Below are 15,291 nucleotides of genomic sequence, written 5' to 3' on the forward strand. Positions count from 1 at the left end.
AGACATAGAAAATAACACGCTCATTTATTTGTAATCTAGAGAGGCTGAATTTCTGAACTCGTTACCATTTTTGTTATGATGACTGCACCTTATAACTAGAATTTCTTTTTTCTTTTCGTCATAATTTAGCTGATTTTAGACTAGAAAAAAGTTCAACAAAAATAAATCCCATCATTACTTTAAGATCGTCAAAATCATTTGAATTTGTCTTGAATGACAATATTTTTTGCCACTTTTAAAGCACAATCAATTCTTTAGTTTATTTCCTCAAATATGCGCGTTTTACTCACGAATGATGATGGCATCGATGCCCCCGGGATTGCGGCATTAGCAAAGGCGATCGCCCCCCAAGTGACCACCATGGTGACGGTCGCTCCCCAAACTCAAATGTCTGAATGCGGTCATCGCTTTACCATGTACGCCCCGATTTCTGTAGAACAACGGGCAGATAGTGCCTACGCAGTAGCAGGAACCCCTGCAGACTGCACCCGTTTGGGCCTGACTCAATTCGCGCCCGATGTGGATTGGGTGCTGTCTGGGGTCAATGCCGGGGGCAATCTCGGTGTCGATATTTATACCTCTGGAACTGTCGCCGCAGTCCGGGAAGCGACCATTCTTGGTAAGCGGGCGATCGCCTTTTCCCACTTTATCCAACGCCCCCTAGAAATTGACTGGGAGCTGGTGGCACATTGGACAGAAAAACTATTCACAACATTACAGACCCAACCCTTGCCAGCAAAGCATTTTTGGAATGTGAACTTCCCTCACCTCATGGCCGCATCAGACCCTGAAATCGTTTTTTGTGAGCGGAGCACCGACCCGATGCAGGTCATCTATGAAGCGCGCGCCCAGCACTTTCACTATATTGGCTCTTACCCTGACCGTCCCCGAGCTACTGGTACCGATGTGGATGTTTGCTTCTCCGGAAATATTGCCGTGACTCAAATTGCCCTGTAGATTACCTACTTCCCACCGGTGCTACCGAAGCAATTCTTCCTGACCGTGGCCCTTGTTCAAAGGAATAAATGGGTGTTGCCGAGCTGTCCCCCTTTTCCCTAAGCTTAGACAGTAAGCCTCTATGCTGACGCCATATTTTTTAGAAAACTTTTTACCAATTTATCCCTTTTATTAAAGCCCTATGTCCCACTCTACCGACGCCCAAACTTTGGCCCGCTGGATGGCTGGAGAATTTTCTAATGAAGCCCAAGCCCTCGCTAATCCACCCCTCTGGGCTCACATCAAAGTCTGTATGCGCCCCTTACCCAACTCATTTTTTGATGGCTATGGCCTCTACCTTGAGCAAGCTTATAGCTCTGACACCAGCGCCCCCTATCGCCTGCGTTTGTTCCACATCAAACCCGTCGGTGACCACCTAGAACTGATCCACTACAAGCCCCAAGAAGCGGTCAAAAGTAAATATATCGGTGCGGCCCGCAATCCCGGGATGATGCAACAGTTTGCCATGGCAGATTTAGAGCCCATGCCTGGCTGCGACATGATTGTCACTTGGAGCGGCACAAGCTTTAAGGGGACAGTCCAAGAGGGCAAAGGCTGCCGCGTGGTGCGCTATAACAAAGAAAGCTATCTCGACAACAGCTTTGAAATTACTGACAATGCCCTGATTAGTATTGACCGGGGTCGTGATCCTGTCACTGACCAAATTCTTTGGGGTTCCCTCGCTGGGGCCTTTGAATTTGAAAAAATCAATAATTTTTCTGGGGAAGTCCAACCCCACTAACCCCTTAAAATAACATTCATCACAATCAGGAGAACAATAGAAATTATGGCGGCTAAACTCAAGAAAGGAAGCCTTGTGCGGGTGAGCAAGGAGCAGTTCACCAATAGTCTCGAAGCCCAAGCGAGTGACTCTCGTTTACCCGCCTACTTTCTGGAAAGTAAAGGGGAAATTCTTGACCTCAATGATGAGTATGCCCTAGTGCGCTTCTATACGCCGACCCCAAGCGTTTGGCTCCGCCTTGACCAACTCGAAGCTGTCTAAAATTTTGGAACCTGCCCATGTGTGCGATCGCCGCCCCTAATATTTCCCATAAAGCGCCCCAGGTGGCGGTGATCGGCGCAGGTAAGGTAGGGAGTACCCTTGCCCAACGTCTCATCGAAAAAGATCTCGCCCAGGTGGTCCTTCTCGACATTGTGGAGGGACTCCCCCAAGGTCTTGCCCTAGATTTGGCCCAGGCCCAAGGGTTAGAAAAGCACCATAAAACAATCCTGGGCACAAATCACTATGACGACACCGTGGGCTCAGACATTGTGGTGATTGCGGCCGGGTTACCCCGCAAGCCCGGCATGAGCCGAGAAGATCTGCTCCATTACAATGCCAAAATTGTCGCCCATGCCGCTAAGGAAGCCATAAAACGCAACCCCCAAGCTTTATTTATTGTTGTAACCAACCCCCTCGACGTGATGACTTACCTTGCTTGGACTGTGACGGGATTGCCTCCAGAACGAATTATGGGGATGGGGGGCGTTTTAGATTCGGCTCGTCTACGCACTTTCATCGCCCGCGAGTTGGGGGTCGGCACTGGGGATATTTCGACCCTAGTCCTCGGGGGCCACGGTGATCTGATGGTGCCGCTGCCGCGATATTGCACAGTCAGCGGTATTCCATTGCCAGAGCTGCTGGACGAAACCCGCATTCAAGCACTCATCGAACGCACAAAAAACGGCGGGGCCGAAATTGTCAAACTGCTTCAGATGGGGAGCGCCTTTTATGCCCCTGCTTCAGCGGTGTGTTATATGGTGGAAGTGCTTCTGCAGGATCAGGCCCATCTGTTACCGGCGTCGGTCTATCTCCAGGGCCAGTATGGGTTAACAGATCTGTTTCTGGGGGTTCCTTGTCGCCTTGGGGCCGGCGGGGTAGAGTCGGTTGTGGAATTACCTCTGACGGCATCGGAATTCGCCCAGCTCCAACAGTCAGCCCAGGCGGTACGGGAGGGAATTGACCAAGTTTTAGCGAAATTACAGGTTTAACAATTCCGGTGGCGGTACTGCGGGTTGAGTATTGGGTGATCCCCCTGGCAAATTTGGAACAGTCCCCCAATTTTTGGCCTCTCCTCGACCATGGAGAACAGGCGCGGGCACTGGGCTTTAAGTTCCCTGAGTTGCAACAGCGTTTTGTGCTGGCCCGGGGAGTGTTGCGGCAAATTCTCGGCGTTTATCTCCAGCGAGATCCAAAGGCGATCGCCTTCCACTATGGCGACCATGGCAAACCCTTTGTACCGGGCATAAGCTTTAATTTGGCCCACACCCAAACCCTGGCGCTCTGTGCTGTGGCGCCAGATTGTCCCCAGGGAAATTTGGGGGTGGATATCGAGGCCAAAAAACGCCGTAATCAAGTTTTAGGATTGGTGAAGCGTTTTTTTACCGCAGCGGAATTTGATTTTTTGCAGCAATTGCCAGAAACGGCGCGGCAAAAAGCTTTTTTGCAACTCTGGACCGCCAAAGAAGCTTATCTTAAGGGGCTGGGTCTGGGTTTACAGGGGGGACTCGACCGGGTACAAGTGCAGTTAACCCCGACGCCACAGCTCATCACACTGGACGAACAGCCCTGGTCATTGCATCTTTTTGAGCCGGATCTAGATCATTTTGGGGCGATCGCCATCGACCAAACTGATTGTCAGTTTACGAACCGGGGCAGGTGGATGATATAAGATGGGGCAGCCTAGGGGCTTTTTCTCTTTATTCAAGCTATTTTTCTCAATATCTATAAAATTTCTAAAAAGTAAATAAACTATGGTCGGCTATCTCGTCTATCTCACCATCTCAGCGGCAACCTATGGCATTTTTTGTCTGGGTCTAAATTTGCAATGGGGCTTTACAGGGCTGATTAACTTTGGCCATGTGGCTTTTCTGGCGATCGGCGCTTACACCACCGTGCTGCTATCTAACCAGGGGGTTCCCCTATTGCTCGCCCTTGCTGCCGGGGCCGGGGGCGCGGCCTGTCTCGGTCTGTTCATCGGCATTTCGACCCTGCGGCTCCGGGAAGATTATTTGGCGATCGTCACTATTGGGGTGTCTGAATTGGTACGCTTAATCGCCCTCAATGAAGAGTGGTTAACCCAAGGTTCCTTCGGAATTCAGCGTTACCCCCTCCCCCTCGGCACATTTCGACCTAATCCCGTCGAAAAATTTGGTTTGATTCTTTGTTTGGTGGCGATTGGGGTCTTTGCGGCGTGGCAACTGTGGCGGGGACTACGGTGGCATTGGAAGCAGCTCAAGAAACAAGGTAAATCTGGCACCGAGGCGATCGCCTGGGGGGTGATTGGTGGGGGAATTATCACTAGTTTGTTTATAAATAGCTTGATTGCCCTCCAAAATTACAACTTCAAGGCGGGTTTAATGCTGCTATCGATCCTGGCTTTGGCGCTGGTGTATGCGGGCTTAGAATATCTGGTGCAATCCCCCTGGGGCCGGATTCTCAAAGCGATTCGCGAAGATGAAGAAATCCCCCGTGCCCTCGGGAAAAATGTGTTTTGGTATAAGTTACAGGCCTTTATGCTTGGTGGGGCGATCGCCGGCGGGGCGGGTTCTTTCTACGCCTGGCAGTTGACCAATGTGTACCCTTCAAATTTCGACCCGTTGGTGACCTTTAACGCCTGGACGATCATCGTGCTTGGTGGGGCGGGGAGCAATCCTGGGACTCTGCTCGGCTCCTTGATTTTCTTTGGCTATGATTCCCTCACGCGGTTTGTGCTGCCCCAGTTGAACCTTGTGGATGATACTCGTCTGGGGGCATTGCGGATTATGGTGATCGGTATCATTTTAATGGTCTTGATGGTCTGGCGGCCCCAGGGCATTTTGGGGAACAAAGATGAGCTGACCCTCGGTAAATAAACAAGCAGCAATTTTTCAGTAATTTAACCCAGTTTGCGATTCCCCAAGCACTTCCTACGCTACCCTATGGAGGTGCTTTTTATATTGCTTCAATCCCAGTGATCTGCCATGTCCACCGTTAGCTTACTCGCGGCCCAAACTTACGAAATTCAAGCGTTACGCCAATCTTTAGAAACGCTATTGGAACCCCTGGGGGGCATGGCGGCATTCGTTAAACCAGGCGATCGCGTGTTGCTGAAGCCGAATATGCTCACCGGGGCCAGGCCCAGCAAGGAATGCATTACCCGCAAGGAAATCGTTTATTGCGTCGCCCAACTGGTGCTAGAGGCCGGCGGGAAACCTTTTATCGGTGATAGTCCCGCCTTTGGGTCAGCCCAGGGGGTGGCAAAGAATAATGGTTATCTGCCCCTACTAGAAGAATTAGGGATTCCCTTGGTGGAATTCCATGGCAAGCGCTACAGCACCGAAGGGGACAATTACCAAAATCTGCGCCTCTCGAAGGAAGCAATGGAAGCGGATGTGGTGATCAATTTGCCCAAGGTAAAATCCCACGTGCAACTGACCTTGACCCTGGGCGTGAAAAATCTATTTGGCTGTGTACCCGGAAAAATGAAGGCCTGGTGGCACATGGAAGCGGGCAAGGATCCCCAACAGTTCGCGACGATGCTCATTGAAACCGCCCAGGCGATCGCCCCCGATTTGACGATTCTCGATGGCATCATTGGCCATGAAGGAAACGGCCCCAGCGGTGGCGAACCGAAGCAATTGGGTGTATTGGGCGCGGCGGCAGATGTTTTTGCCCTAGACCGGGCAATGGTGGATATTTTGGGTGTTGAACCAGCATTAGTGCCCACCGTCGCGAAATCTATGGAACTGGGACTGTGCGGTGACCTGGCCAAAATTCACTTTCCCCTGGCGACACCGAAACAGTTGGCGATCGCCGACTGGAAACTCCCCGAAGCCCTGATGCCCATCGATTTCGCCCTGCCCCGCATCCTCAAATCCACCTTCCGGCATTTCTATATCCGCTTTATCAAGGAGCCCATGGCCTCCTACAGCGGCAAATAGACAAAAAAAAGTCCCAGAAGGTTAAAAGCACTACATTTAACCAATGATCCCCGCGCTAGGTTAGCAGTACCCTCCGATTGCTTATCAAGCTAGACCGTCCTGACCCAGCGGCGGTTTTTTTATGGCCGGGTTTACAGAGATAACCGCCCCACCCACCTCTGGAAATTAAGGCACAATAGAACAAATTGCACGCCCCCATTTCCCTAGGCCCCATGAGTCACCATCCCCACATCGTCATTATCGGCGGCGGTTTTGCCGGATTGTATACAGCGCTTCGTCTCCTGCAATTTCCCTGGGAAGCCTCCCATCGCCCGGACATCACCCTCATCGACCGGCAGGATCATTTTGTTTTTAGCCCCCTGCTCTATGAACTCATTACCGAGGAAATGCAGCCCTGGGAAGTGGCCCCCACCTACGCCGAATTACTCCGCCATGGCCCGGTGAAATTCCTCCAGACCCAGGTACAAACGATCAATCCAGCCGAAAAACAGGTGATTTGTGGCGATCGCCAAATTGCCTACGACTATCTCGTGATTGCGGCGGGGGGCACGACGAAAATTCTCGATATCCCTGGGGTCAAAGAACACGCGATTCCTTTTAAAACCCTCAACGATGCCCTACGCCTCAAGGAAAAACTACGGGCCTTAGAAACCAGCGAGGCGGAAAAAATTCGGGTGGCCATCGTCGGCGGTGGCTACAGCGGCGTGGAATTGGCCTGTAAGCTGGCAGACCGCTTAGGCGATCGCGGCCGGTTGCGGATTATTGATCGCGGTGAAACCATCCTCAAAAATGCCCCTAAGTTCAACCAAGAGGCCGCCCAAAAAGCCCTCGAAGAACGGGGTATCTGGATTGACTACGAAACGGAAGTCACCGAGCTCACCGCCGATAGTCTCAGCCTGCGCTACAAAGGGGAAGTCGACACGATTCCCGTTGAACTGGTGCTCTGGACGGGAGGCACGGCGATCGCCCCTTGGATTCGGGAGTTAACTCTTCCCCATGCTGATAATGGAAAACTGCAAGTTAATTCCCAGTTGCAAATTAGCGATCAGCCTGAAATTTTTGCCCTCGGTGATGTGGCCCAGGGCACCGATGATCTGCCGATGACAGCCCAAGTTGCCATTCAACAGGCCGATGTTTGTGCCTGGAATTTGCGGGGCCTCATCGCTAATAAACCATTGCTGCCATTTAACTTCTTTAACCTCGGTGAAATGCTTACCCTCGGTGAGGACAATGCCACCCTCAGCGGTCTGGGCATCGAACTGGAAGGAAATCTCGCCCATCTGGCCCGCCGCCTGGTGTACCTCTACCGTTTACCCACCTGGGAGCATCAGGTGCAGGTGGGTCTGAACTGGCTCGTGCAACCCCTCGCAAAATTATTGGCGCAGTCCGCAAAATAAAGCAACAACATTAAAAAGTTATGGAAACACAGCCGAAGGTTATTTTTTTCGATGCGGTGGGCACTCTTTTTGGGGTAAAAAATGGGGTCGGGGCAGCCTATGCCAAAATTGCTGATCGCCACGGGGTCATTACGGATCCAGACCGCTTGGAGCAAGGTTTTCGTCGTGCTTTCAAACAGAAACCAGCCCCCGCATTTCCTGGCATTGAAGCTGCTTTGATCCCCAAAGCAGAATTTCTCTGGTGGGAGGCGATCGCCCAAGAGACATTTACTAGCGTCGGCGTGATGGAACAGTTTGAAGATTTTCGCGTTTTCTTTACAGATTTGTACCAGTATTTTGCGACGGCAGAGCCCTGGTTTGTCTTCCCAGAAACCCTCACCTCGGTGCAGGCTTGGCATGCCCAGGGGATTGAATTAGGACTCATCTCTAACTTTGACTCTCGTTTATTGTCGGTGTTAGAAGCTCTGGATTTAGCGCAATATTTCCAGAGTGTCACGATTTCATCCCTGACGGGGGCGGCGAAACCAGATCCGAAAATTTTCCAAGCAGCCCTTGCTAAACATGGTTATCAGCCAGCGGAAGCGCTCCACATCGGTGACAGTCGCCTTGAAGACTATGAAGCGGCAAAACGTCTTGGGATGCAAGCTCAGCTCATCGAACGAGATCAGCCTTTTCCCTATAGCCGTCAACCTTAACCTCCCTCTAGCTCTCCCTGAGGGGGGCACCCTCCGCCTTCGGCACCTCCCTCAAGGGAGGATCTTTCTAGTTCCCCTCCAGTGGAGGGGTTAGGAGAGGATTAGTAGGTTTGCCAGACCCGGGGGATGGTGGGGGGTTGATCGGTGTAGAGCGATCGCCAATTTTGCCAGAGCTGCATAAACCACCGTTTTGCCTCTGTGCTGGAGTGACCCCGGTAGCGACAAAGGACCCCTTTAGGGAGCTGAGTGATTCCCCCCAAGCCCTGCTGAATCATCGTCATCGTTTGCCGTAATTCATGGACTTGGGCTTCCCCGATTTCAACCCCGACCAAGGCTAGACTGCCGACAACAGCTTGATTATTTAAGCCATTCCAAGCGGCGAACATTTCAGGAGACCCAGGTAGCCATTGGCGATCGCCCCAGAGTAATTCTGCCCCTTGCCAAATTTCTGTGGCCCCCCGCCAGTTGCCAGCGGTGAATTTTTCCCCCCGGGCGGTGCGCCCAAAACGGAGAATTTCCCAGCCACACCACACCGCCCCCGGCCCCAGATCGATCCGCAAGCTCTGGTGATATTCTGCCCCCTCGAAGACGATCATCTCCTGGGGAAAATATTCCAAAATACTGCCCGGTGCTTGTCGAATGACCCCATCCTGCTGCGCTGTTTCCCCATTGGTGCGGTAAATTTTGTTCGCCGCCGCCGTTGTGAAGAAAACATGACTTTCTGGTTTTAGGTCAAGGTCTAAGGAAAGGCGATCGCCCCCAACAACACCGCCCGCCGTGTGCAGTAAAACAGTATGACAAACGCGATCACTCTCCGGATAAAAGGGCCGCTGAATCCGAAAAGGAGCCTGGGTGAAACACCTTTGCATTTCTGTTTTACCTTGGTGTGCCCCATAGATGAGACTTAATTTGCCATGCCATGGTTGAACTGGGCTGAGCGCTTGTGGTGGCTGTTGCATCCGTCAAAAAAATCCTCGGCGACGCCTTTAGAATTGCGTTTTATTCTCTAACGATTCTATGGATCCTAGGAAAAATCTAGGCGATCGCCACATATTTTGTTCCTAAAACAATGGAGCACCTAAGCCCCAAAAATCCTAATCAAAGTTCCATCCCCGTACAGTTGCCGCTCATCCATAGATGCTTTATCGTTGGAAAAAATTTCCATTTCCACAAATCCCCCGTTTTGCCAAGAAACCTAAGGAGTCTTTATGTATATTGTCCAGATTGCTTCGGAATGCGCCCCCGTCGCGAAGGTAGGTGGACTTGGAGATGTGGTTTATGGGCTCAGCCGTGAGCTGAGTCTACGGGGCCATTGCGTTGAAATCATCCTGCCCAAATACGACTGTCTCCGCTACGACCATATTTGGGGGATGCACGAAGCCTACAAAGATCTGTGGGTTCCCTGGTTTGGAGGCGCGATTCACTGCACCGTTTATTACGGCTGGGTTCATGGTCAGCAGTGTTTCTTTATTGAACCCCACTCCGGTGATAACTTTTTCAATCGGGGCTTTTTCTACGGGGCGACAGATGACCACATGCGTTTTGCCTTCTTTAGTAAAGCAGCCCTTGAGTTTCTCCAAAAATCTAATAAACGCCCAGATGTAATCCACTGCCACGACTGGCAAACAGGCCTTGTGCCAGTCATGCTCTTTGAAATGTATAAGTGGCACGGCCTCTGGAATCAGCGGATTTGTTACACGATTCATAACTTCAAACACCAGGGAATCGCTGGGGCTGACGTTCTCTGGGCGACAGGTCTAAATAACGAAGGTTATTATTTTCACTATGATCGCCTCCGGGACAACTTCAACCCCTTTGCGCTCAACTTCATGAAGGGGGGGATTGTTTATGCCAACGCCGTTACTACCGTTTCCCCCCACCATGCTTGGGAAGCCCACTACACTGATATCGGTTGCGGCCTCAGTCATACCCTCCATCTCCACCAGGATAAATTCAAGGGGATTCTCAATGGGATCGACTACAGCATCTGGAACCCGGAGGTAGACCACAATATCGAGATGCAATACGGCTGGGATAGCCTCGAAAATAAAGCGAAAAATAAAAAAGTTCTGCGCGATCGCCTCCTACTTGAAGACAACGACAGGCCGCTGATCGCCTACATTGGTCGCCTCGACGATCAAAAAGGTGTCCACCTTGTCCACCACGCCATGTACTATGCCCTCAACCGGGGGGCCCAATTTGTACTCCTGGGGTCAGCCACCGAAGGCTCGATTAATTCTTGGTTTTGGCACGAAAAATTCCACCTCAATGACAATCCCAACTGCCACATCGAATTAGGCTTTAATGCAGAGCTGTCTCACATGATCTATGCGGGGGCTGACATGTTGGTAGTCCCCAGTAACTATGAACCCTGTGGCCTCACCCAGCTGATCGGTCTCAAGTATGGTGTCGTGCCCATTGTGCGTGGTGTCGGTGGTCTGGTGAGTACTGTTTTTGACCGCGACCATGATGATACGCACCCCCCCCAAGCGCGTAATGGCTATGTCTTTTATCAAACAGACCAGCATGCCCTAGAATCGGCCATGGAACGGGCGATCGGGCTTTACACGGTATATCCCGAAGAATTTAGAAAACTCCAAATTCAGGGGATGCAATATGACTACTCTTGGAATAATCCGGGCAGCGAGTACCTCGAACTCTACGAATTTATCCGCGCTTAGCATCATTAGGACTAGATGGATCAAGTCTGGGGCGTCAACTGTTCAGACTGAAACAATAGCAACCAACAATCTCCAGGGAACTCGTTACCATGGTAGGCAAGTTTTTTAGTTGCCTGTGCCTATGGATGCTTTTAGTCCCTATCCCCCCGCATGGATCAAGAATGCCAGCCATGCTCTGAGTTTTCACTGTCCCAGTTGTGAGGCGTTACCCCATGATGCCCAGCGAGCTTGGTTAAACCGTTATGCCCCTGTGACAGATGCTCTCCACCGACGGCGCTGGCAGGAATTTTATGAATGTCGATGTGGCACAGTATGGTGGGCCTGGAGCAGTGATCGGCCCCCTTCCCCCTACCAAAAAGATGACCAAGGCGATCGCGATGAGTTCCGCCGGGGCTTATTTTAAGGGGGTGTTGTTATCGTTGGGGGGCTCTGGGCTTTGGCAATTCTGAAAAAAAGCGGGGGTCTGGGGGGCGATCGCCCCTTGGTTGGTGCGGCATTCTCCCTTTCCTTTTGGCGCATCATCCCGGACAATAAAGCTCTCTAAAATATCTAACGCAGTACTTAGAACCCCATTACTGCGTTAGATAGGCCAGATAAAATCACTAAAATTGGGACATTCATGGTCAAAGCAATCGAACAGGTCCGCCGTGATTTAACCGCGATTAGTGAGCGAGTGAACGTTGTACGTGAGGCGATCGCCGTTGTCTACAACGACTATCTCAATTGTCTCGGCGAAAGTCTCAAGCGCCACCTCATTTTAGCCAGCTACCAGCTTTGTACCCAGGTTTATCCCCAGAAATTCTTAGAATTACCTCACAATCAACGTCAGGCACTCCAGCAGGATTTGCGGCAACTGGCCACTGGGCTCCAGGTTCAGTTGCCAGCATTGCTCAGCGACCTTCCAGATGACCCAGAAGAGTCAGACCCCGAGCCAGAAGTGGTAGCGGAATTTTTTATGGATGAGGGAGAGGAGGAAGACCTCGATCAAGAACTTTTTGAGGTTTTTGAAAGTCTTGATCAGGCGATCGCCGCAGACCGAGCTGCCCCCAAAGCAGAACAAACACAATCACCCGACCAGACGGCAGACGAAAATCATGAGCCCCGGCGGGAACTGTCCCAATTGGCCGAACGAATCGCCGATAGCCTTGCGGAAATGATGCAAGCGCCCCAGACAGAAGCTCCCACCGATGAAAATAGCCCTGATTACTGGTTGGAGTGGTGTAAAACCATCGAAAAACGCCTCCGCCATACCCTGAACTGCGCTTCCCAGGCTGTTAATCGTCGTCTCCAGGCCGCCCAAATTCTCCCGGAGAATATTCCCTCGACAGTGCTCGATATGGCAATCCAAGCGGATAATCACCAACAGAGTGGCCAGTTGCCCAGTCACTTGGTAAATGTCATGATCGAGGCAGAATTAGGCCAAAAAAAGAAAAAACGCCGCACTCGCCTCACTGCCATCCATCTCAAGGTTTCGGAGGTGGAGTTTAGTGAACCGACGGTATCTGCCCAGCGGCGACGGCTCCGGGAACAGGTGATCAAGCTCCGTGACCTGCGCCAGGATTACCAGAGGGCAAAACGAAATTTGGCGATCGCCGAGGCCGAGGCCGCTTGGCGGGCCAGTTGGTATGAAGGTTAAGCACTCAGCAATTTCCAGGTCAGTTCCTCCCCAGCCCAGAGGGGGATCAGGCTAGAGTCGGGGTAGGGCAATGCAGTGGGAATGCGCCAAGACTGTTTTACGAGGGTAATTTGTTCGGTATTGCGGGGCAGTTGGTAAAAATCTGGCCCATAAAAGCTAGCAAATCCTTCAAGTTTATCGAGGGCCCCTGCTGTCTCAAAGACCGTCGCGTACAGTTCTAGGGCATGGAGCGCCGAATAACACCCTGCACAACCACAGTCACTTTCCTTGCGATCGCGGCCATGGGGAGCACTGTCAGTGCCAAGGAAAAATTTTGGGTTGCCGGAGGTGGCCGCCTCAATCAGGGCTTGGCGGTGGGTTTCTCGCTTGAGGACCGGTAGACAGTAAAAGTGGGGCCGAATTCCCCCCTGAAAAATGCTGTTGCGATTAAATAATAGATGTTGTGGTGTAATCGTTGCCGCCACCTTTTCATCGCTGGCCAGGACAAACTGCACGGCGTCGGCGGTGGTGATGTGTTCTAGGACAATGCGCAATTTTGGATAGCGGGCCTTCAGGGGAATCAGATACTGCTCAATAAAAACCTTTTCTCGGTCAAAGATATCTACATGGCGATCGGTGACTTCCCCATGGAGCAATAGGGGCAGATCCGCCATGGCCATCGCCTCAAAAACCCTGTCACATTTGCGGATATCGGTCACCCCAAAATCAGAATTGGTCGTTGCCCCGGCGGGATAATATTTCACTGCTTTCACAAAACCCGATGCCTTTGCGGCGTAAATCTCCTCCGGCTGGGTGTTGTCTGTTAAGTAAAGGGTCATCAATGGCTCAAAGGTTTGGCCAGGGGGAATCGCCGCCATAATGCGATCGCGGTAGGCCGCCGCCTCGGCCACGGTGCGCACTGGGGGTTTGAGGTTTGGCATGGCGATCGCCCGGGCAAATTGACGGACGGTATCGGGGAGAACAGCTTTCAAGGCATCTCCATCGCGGAGGTGCAGATGCCAATCATCGGGGCGGGTGAGGGTGAGTTTTTCCATGGTTTCGTAATCTCAAGAGAGGCCGTAGTTTAAGGTCAATTGCCTAGGACCTAGATTTTAAGGGACGGGGTAACCAGCGCTGGAGTAACTCCGGGGTGACCAGTCCCTGGGGATAAAAAATGGTGCCCAGCAGCAGCAGCGAGCCAAACAAAATTAACCGGGCATCTCCTAGTCCCCGCAGTACTTCTGGCAGAGCGGTAAGGACAATTCCCCCGAGGATCGGCCCGATAAAGGTGCGACTGCCCCCCACCAGCACAAAGGCCAGGTAGGTAATGCTGCTATCAAAGGTTCCCTGGCGGGCGTTCCAGGTGTTGAGAAAATGGGCGGCGATCGCCCCGACGATACCCGCCAAAATTGCCCCCAACACAAAGGCTAAAACCTTATAACGAGTCGGGTTAATCCCCATCGCGCCGGCGGCCAGTTCATCTTCTCGGATCGCTTTAAAGGCCCGGCCCACCTGGGTATTTTCTAGGCGCCAGATCACAAGTCCTACCAGAAGCAACAAAGGCCCCACCACCCAGAGATACCCTAGGGGACTCCCGAAGGGTTGGGGGATGCCAAAAATGCCGATCGCCCCGCCAGTAATAGTTAAATTCAAGGACAAAACCCGCACCACCTCCACCAGGGCAATGGTGGCGATCGCCAAATAAATCCCCCGCAATCGCAGCACGGGGACACCAATAATCAGAGCCACAATCCCCGATGCCAAACCCGCCAAGAGCATTTCCCCCAGGAGCCAAGGCACCGGAAACATAACCCCTGTTACGGGAATAATTTGCGTGGACAAGATCGCCGTAATGTAGCCGCCCAGGGCATAGAATCCCGGTGTCGCCAGGGACAATTGCCCCGTCATCAGCGGCAGATAGACAGAGATTCCCAGCATTGCCCCCAATAGGGTAGAGACAATTAACGAACCATAGGTACTGAAAAAAACGGCCATCTCACACCTTTTGAATATTTTTTTGACCAAAGAGCCCCTGGGGACGCACGAGGAGCATCCCAAAGAGCAAGGCAAAGGCGATCGCCTCCCGGTAGCCCGACATTGCCCCTGGAATAAACGCCTCGGCAATGCCAATAATTAAACCGCCAGCGACGGCCCCCGGAATGTTCCCCAGGCCGCCTAAGACAATCACTCCCAGCCCCTTGAGGCCATAGCCAATGCCGAAGTATGGCCCCGCAATGCTGACACTGGAACCGACTAGTGTCCCAGCCAAACCCGCCAAGGCACCGCTGATAAAAAACGTCACCCGCACGACCTGTTCTGTGTTGATCCCCAACAGACTTGCTGTGGTGCGATCCTCCGCCACCGCCTGGATCGCTTTGCCAAATTTTGTTTGGGTCATGCCATAGGTCAACAGGGCCACAATCACCGCCGCGACCCCAAAAATAATCACCTGCACTGTGCGGATCGGGATCGGGCGATCGCCAGAGCCAAAATTAATCGCCGCTGGTAGGTTGCCGTAAATATTGCTCGGAAAAGTATAGAGCTCCGCCCCAGCCAACAGTTGAATCAAATTTACAAGCACCACCGCCGCCCCCAGACTCGACACCAAGCTAAGGAGGGGATCCGCGCCCCGTTGACGCAGGGGGCGAAAGGCAAGCCACTCTAAAAGCACAGAAACCCCCCCCGCAAGGCTACAACTGATGATGAGAGCCAGCCAGAAAGGTAAAGAAAAAGGCAATTGCATCTGAGCCAAGAGGCCGTTAAAACTAAAACGTCCCCCCACCAATAGATAGGTAAAGTAAGCACCGAGGGTAAAGATTGCTCCATGAGCAAAGTTAATAATGCCGAGAATTGAAAAGACGAGGGTATACCCTAGGGCAAAGATCGCATAGACACTCCCAATCGAAAGACCATTGAGAAGTTGCTGGAGGAACAGGTTAAGATCCATGGTGTTAGGCGAAAAGTGGCAAAAGCGTCTCTCAATA

Annotated in this window: 16 protein-coding genes; 12 read left to right on the forward strand and 4 right to left on the reverse strand. The window is 52.0% G+C overall.

Annotation, left to right across the window (positions count from 1 at the left end):
- Window positions 1–273: 273 nt before the first annotated feature.
- From surE to ACZ45B_RS06840, 9 genes are all read left to right on the forward strand, one after another.
- The gene (gene surE / locus ACZ45B_RS06800) at window positions 274–957 is read left to right on the forward strand and encodes a 5'/3'-nucleotidase SurE (protein WP_024545635.1); all 684 of its coding nucleotides are present in this window, start codon (window positions 274–276) and stop codon (window positions 955–957) included.
- 181 nt (window positions 958–1,138) lie between these two features.
- Window positions 1,139–1,738: a chromophore lyase CpcT/CpeT gene (locus ACZ45B_RS06805; RefSeq protein ID WP_024545634.1), complete on the forward strand. Its 600-nt coding sequence runs from the start codon at window positions 1,139–1,141 to the stop codon at window positions 1,736–1,738.
- 45 nt (window positions 1,739–1,783) lie between these two features.
- Complete coding sequence (ndhO, locus tag ACZ45B_RS06810; RefSeq protein WP_024545633.1) at window positions 1,784–1,999, forward strand: NAD(P)H-quinone oxidoreductase subunit O; 216 nt, start codon at window positions 1,784–1,786, stop codon at window positions 1,997–1,999.
- Between the two features lie 17 nt (window positions 2,000–2,016).
- The gene (mdh, locus tag ACZ45B_RS06815; protein ID WP_024545632.1) at window positions 2,017–2,988 is read left to right on the forward strand and encodes a malate dehydrogenase; all 972 of its coding nucleotides are present in this window, start codon (window positions 2,017–2,019) and stop codon (window positions 2,986–2,988) included.
- A gap of 8 nt (window positions 2,989–2,996) precedes the next feature.
- A complete protein-coding gene (locus ACZ45B_RS06820; RefSeq protein ID WP_024545631.1) occupies window positions 2,997–3,668 on the forward strand; it encodes a 4'-phosphopantetheinyl transferase family protein in 672 nt (223 codons plus the stop codon).
- Between the two features lie 82 nt (window positions 3,669–3,750).
- Window positions 3,751–4,851 (forward strand): branched-chain amino acid ABC transporter permease, encoded by a 1,101-nt coding sequence (locus tag ACZ45B_RS06825; protein WP_024545630.1) that lies wholly within the window; start codon window positions 3,751–3,753, stop codon window positions 4,849–4,851.
- 108 nt (window positions 4,852–4,959) lie between these two features.
- The gene (locus ACZ45B_RS06830) at window positions 4,960–5,919 is read left to right on the forward strand and encodes an Npun_F2552 family protein (protein ID WP_024545629.1); all 960 of its coding nucleotides are present in this window, start codon (window positions 4,960–4,962) and stop codon (window positions 5,917–5,919) included.
- A 212-nt stretch (window positions 5,920–6,131) separates the two neighbouring features.
- On the forward strand, window positions 6,132–7,316 hold the full coding sequence (locus ACZ45B_RS06835) for an NAD(P)/FAD-dependent oxidoreductase (protein ID WP_024545628.1): 1,185 nt from the start codon (window positions 6,132–6,134) through the stop codon (window positions 7,314–7,316).
- Window positions 7,317–7,336: 20 nt separating this feature from the next.
- A complete protein-coding gene (locus ACZ45B_RS06840; protein ID WP_024545627.1) occupies window positions 7,337–8,011 on the forward strand; it encodes an HAD-IA family hydrolase in 675 nt (224 codons plus the stop codon).
- A 101-nt stretch (window positions 8,012–8,112) separates the two neighbouring features.
- On the opposite strand, the gene ACZ45B_RS06845 is transcribed toward ACZ45B_RS06840, so the two are convergent.
- Window positions 8,113–8,970: an urease accessory protein UreD gene (locus ACZ45B_RS06845; protein ID WP_464675020.1), complete on the reverse strand. Its 858-nt coding sequence runs from the start codon at window positions 8,968–8,970 to the stop codon at window positions 8,113–8,115.
- 249 nt (window positions 8,971–9,219) lie between these two features.
- Between ACZ45B_RS06845 and glgA the strand changes: the two genes are divergently transcribed.
- From glgA to ACZ45B_RS06860, 3 genes are all read left to right on the forward strand, one after another.
- Complete coding sequence (glgA, locus tag ACZ45B_RS06850; protein WP_024545626.1) at window positions 9,220–10,692, forward strand: glycogen synthase GlgA; 1,473 nt, start codon at window positions 9,220–9,222, stop codon at window positions 10,690–10,692.
- A gap of 121 nt (window positions 10,693–10,813) precedes the next feature.
- Complete coding sequence (locus ACZ45B_RS06855; protein WP_024545625.1) at window positions 10,814–11,095, forward strand: hypothetical protein; 282 nt, start codon at window positions 10,814–10,816, stop codon at window positions 11,093–11,095.
- A gap of 216 nt (window positions 11,096–11,311) precedes the next feature.
- Window positions 11,312–12,328: a hypothetical protein gene (locus ACZ45B_RS06860; RefSeq protein WP_464675021.1), complete on the forward strand. Its 1,017-nt coding sequence runs from the start codon at window positions 11,312–11,314 to the stop codon at window positions 12,326–12,328.
- Here ACZ45B_RS06860 and pyrC read toward each other — a convergent pair.
- From pyrC to ACZ45B_RS06875, 3 genes are read right to left on the reverse strand one after another with little or no spacing between them, the layout of a single operon-like run.
- A complete protein-coding gene (gene pyrC, locus ACZ45B_RS06865; RefSeq protein ID WP_024545623.1) occupies window positions 12,325–13,362 on the reverse strand; it encodes a dihydroorotase in 1,038 nt (345 codons plus the stop codon). The two genes, ACZ45B_RS06860 and pyrC, sit on opposite strands and share 4 nt — an antisense overlap.
- Before the next feature lie 43 nt (window positions 13,363–13,405).
- Window positions 13,406–14,302 (reverse strand): branched-chain amino acid ABC transporter permease, encoded by an 897-nt coding sequence (locus ACZ45B_RS06870; RefSeq protein WP_024545622.1) that lies wholly within the window; start codon window positions 14,300–14,302, stop codon window positions 13,406–13,408.
- Window position 14,303: 1 nt separating this feature from the next.
- Complete coding sequence (locus tag ACZ45B_RS06875; protein WP_024545621.1) at window positions 14,304–15,254, reverse strand: branched-chain amino acid ABC transporter permease; 951 nt, start codon at window positions 15,252–15,254, stop codon at window positions 14,304–14,306.
- Between the last annotated feature and the right edge of the window lie 37 nt (window positions 15,255–15,291).

This window comes from Picosynechococcus sp. NKBG15041c, assembly GCF_055380235.1.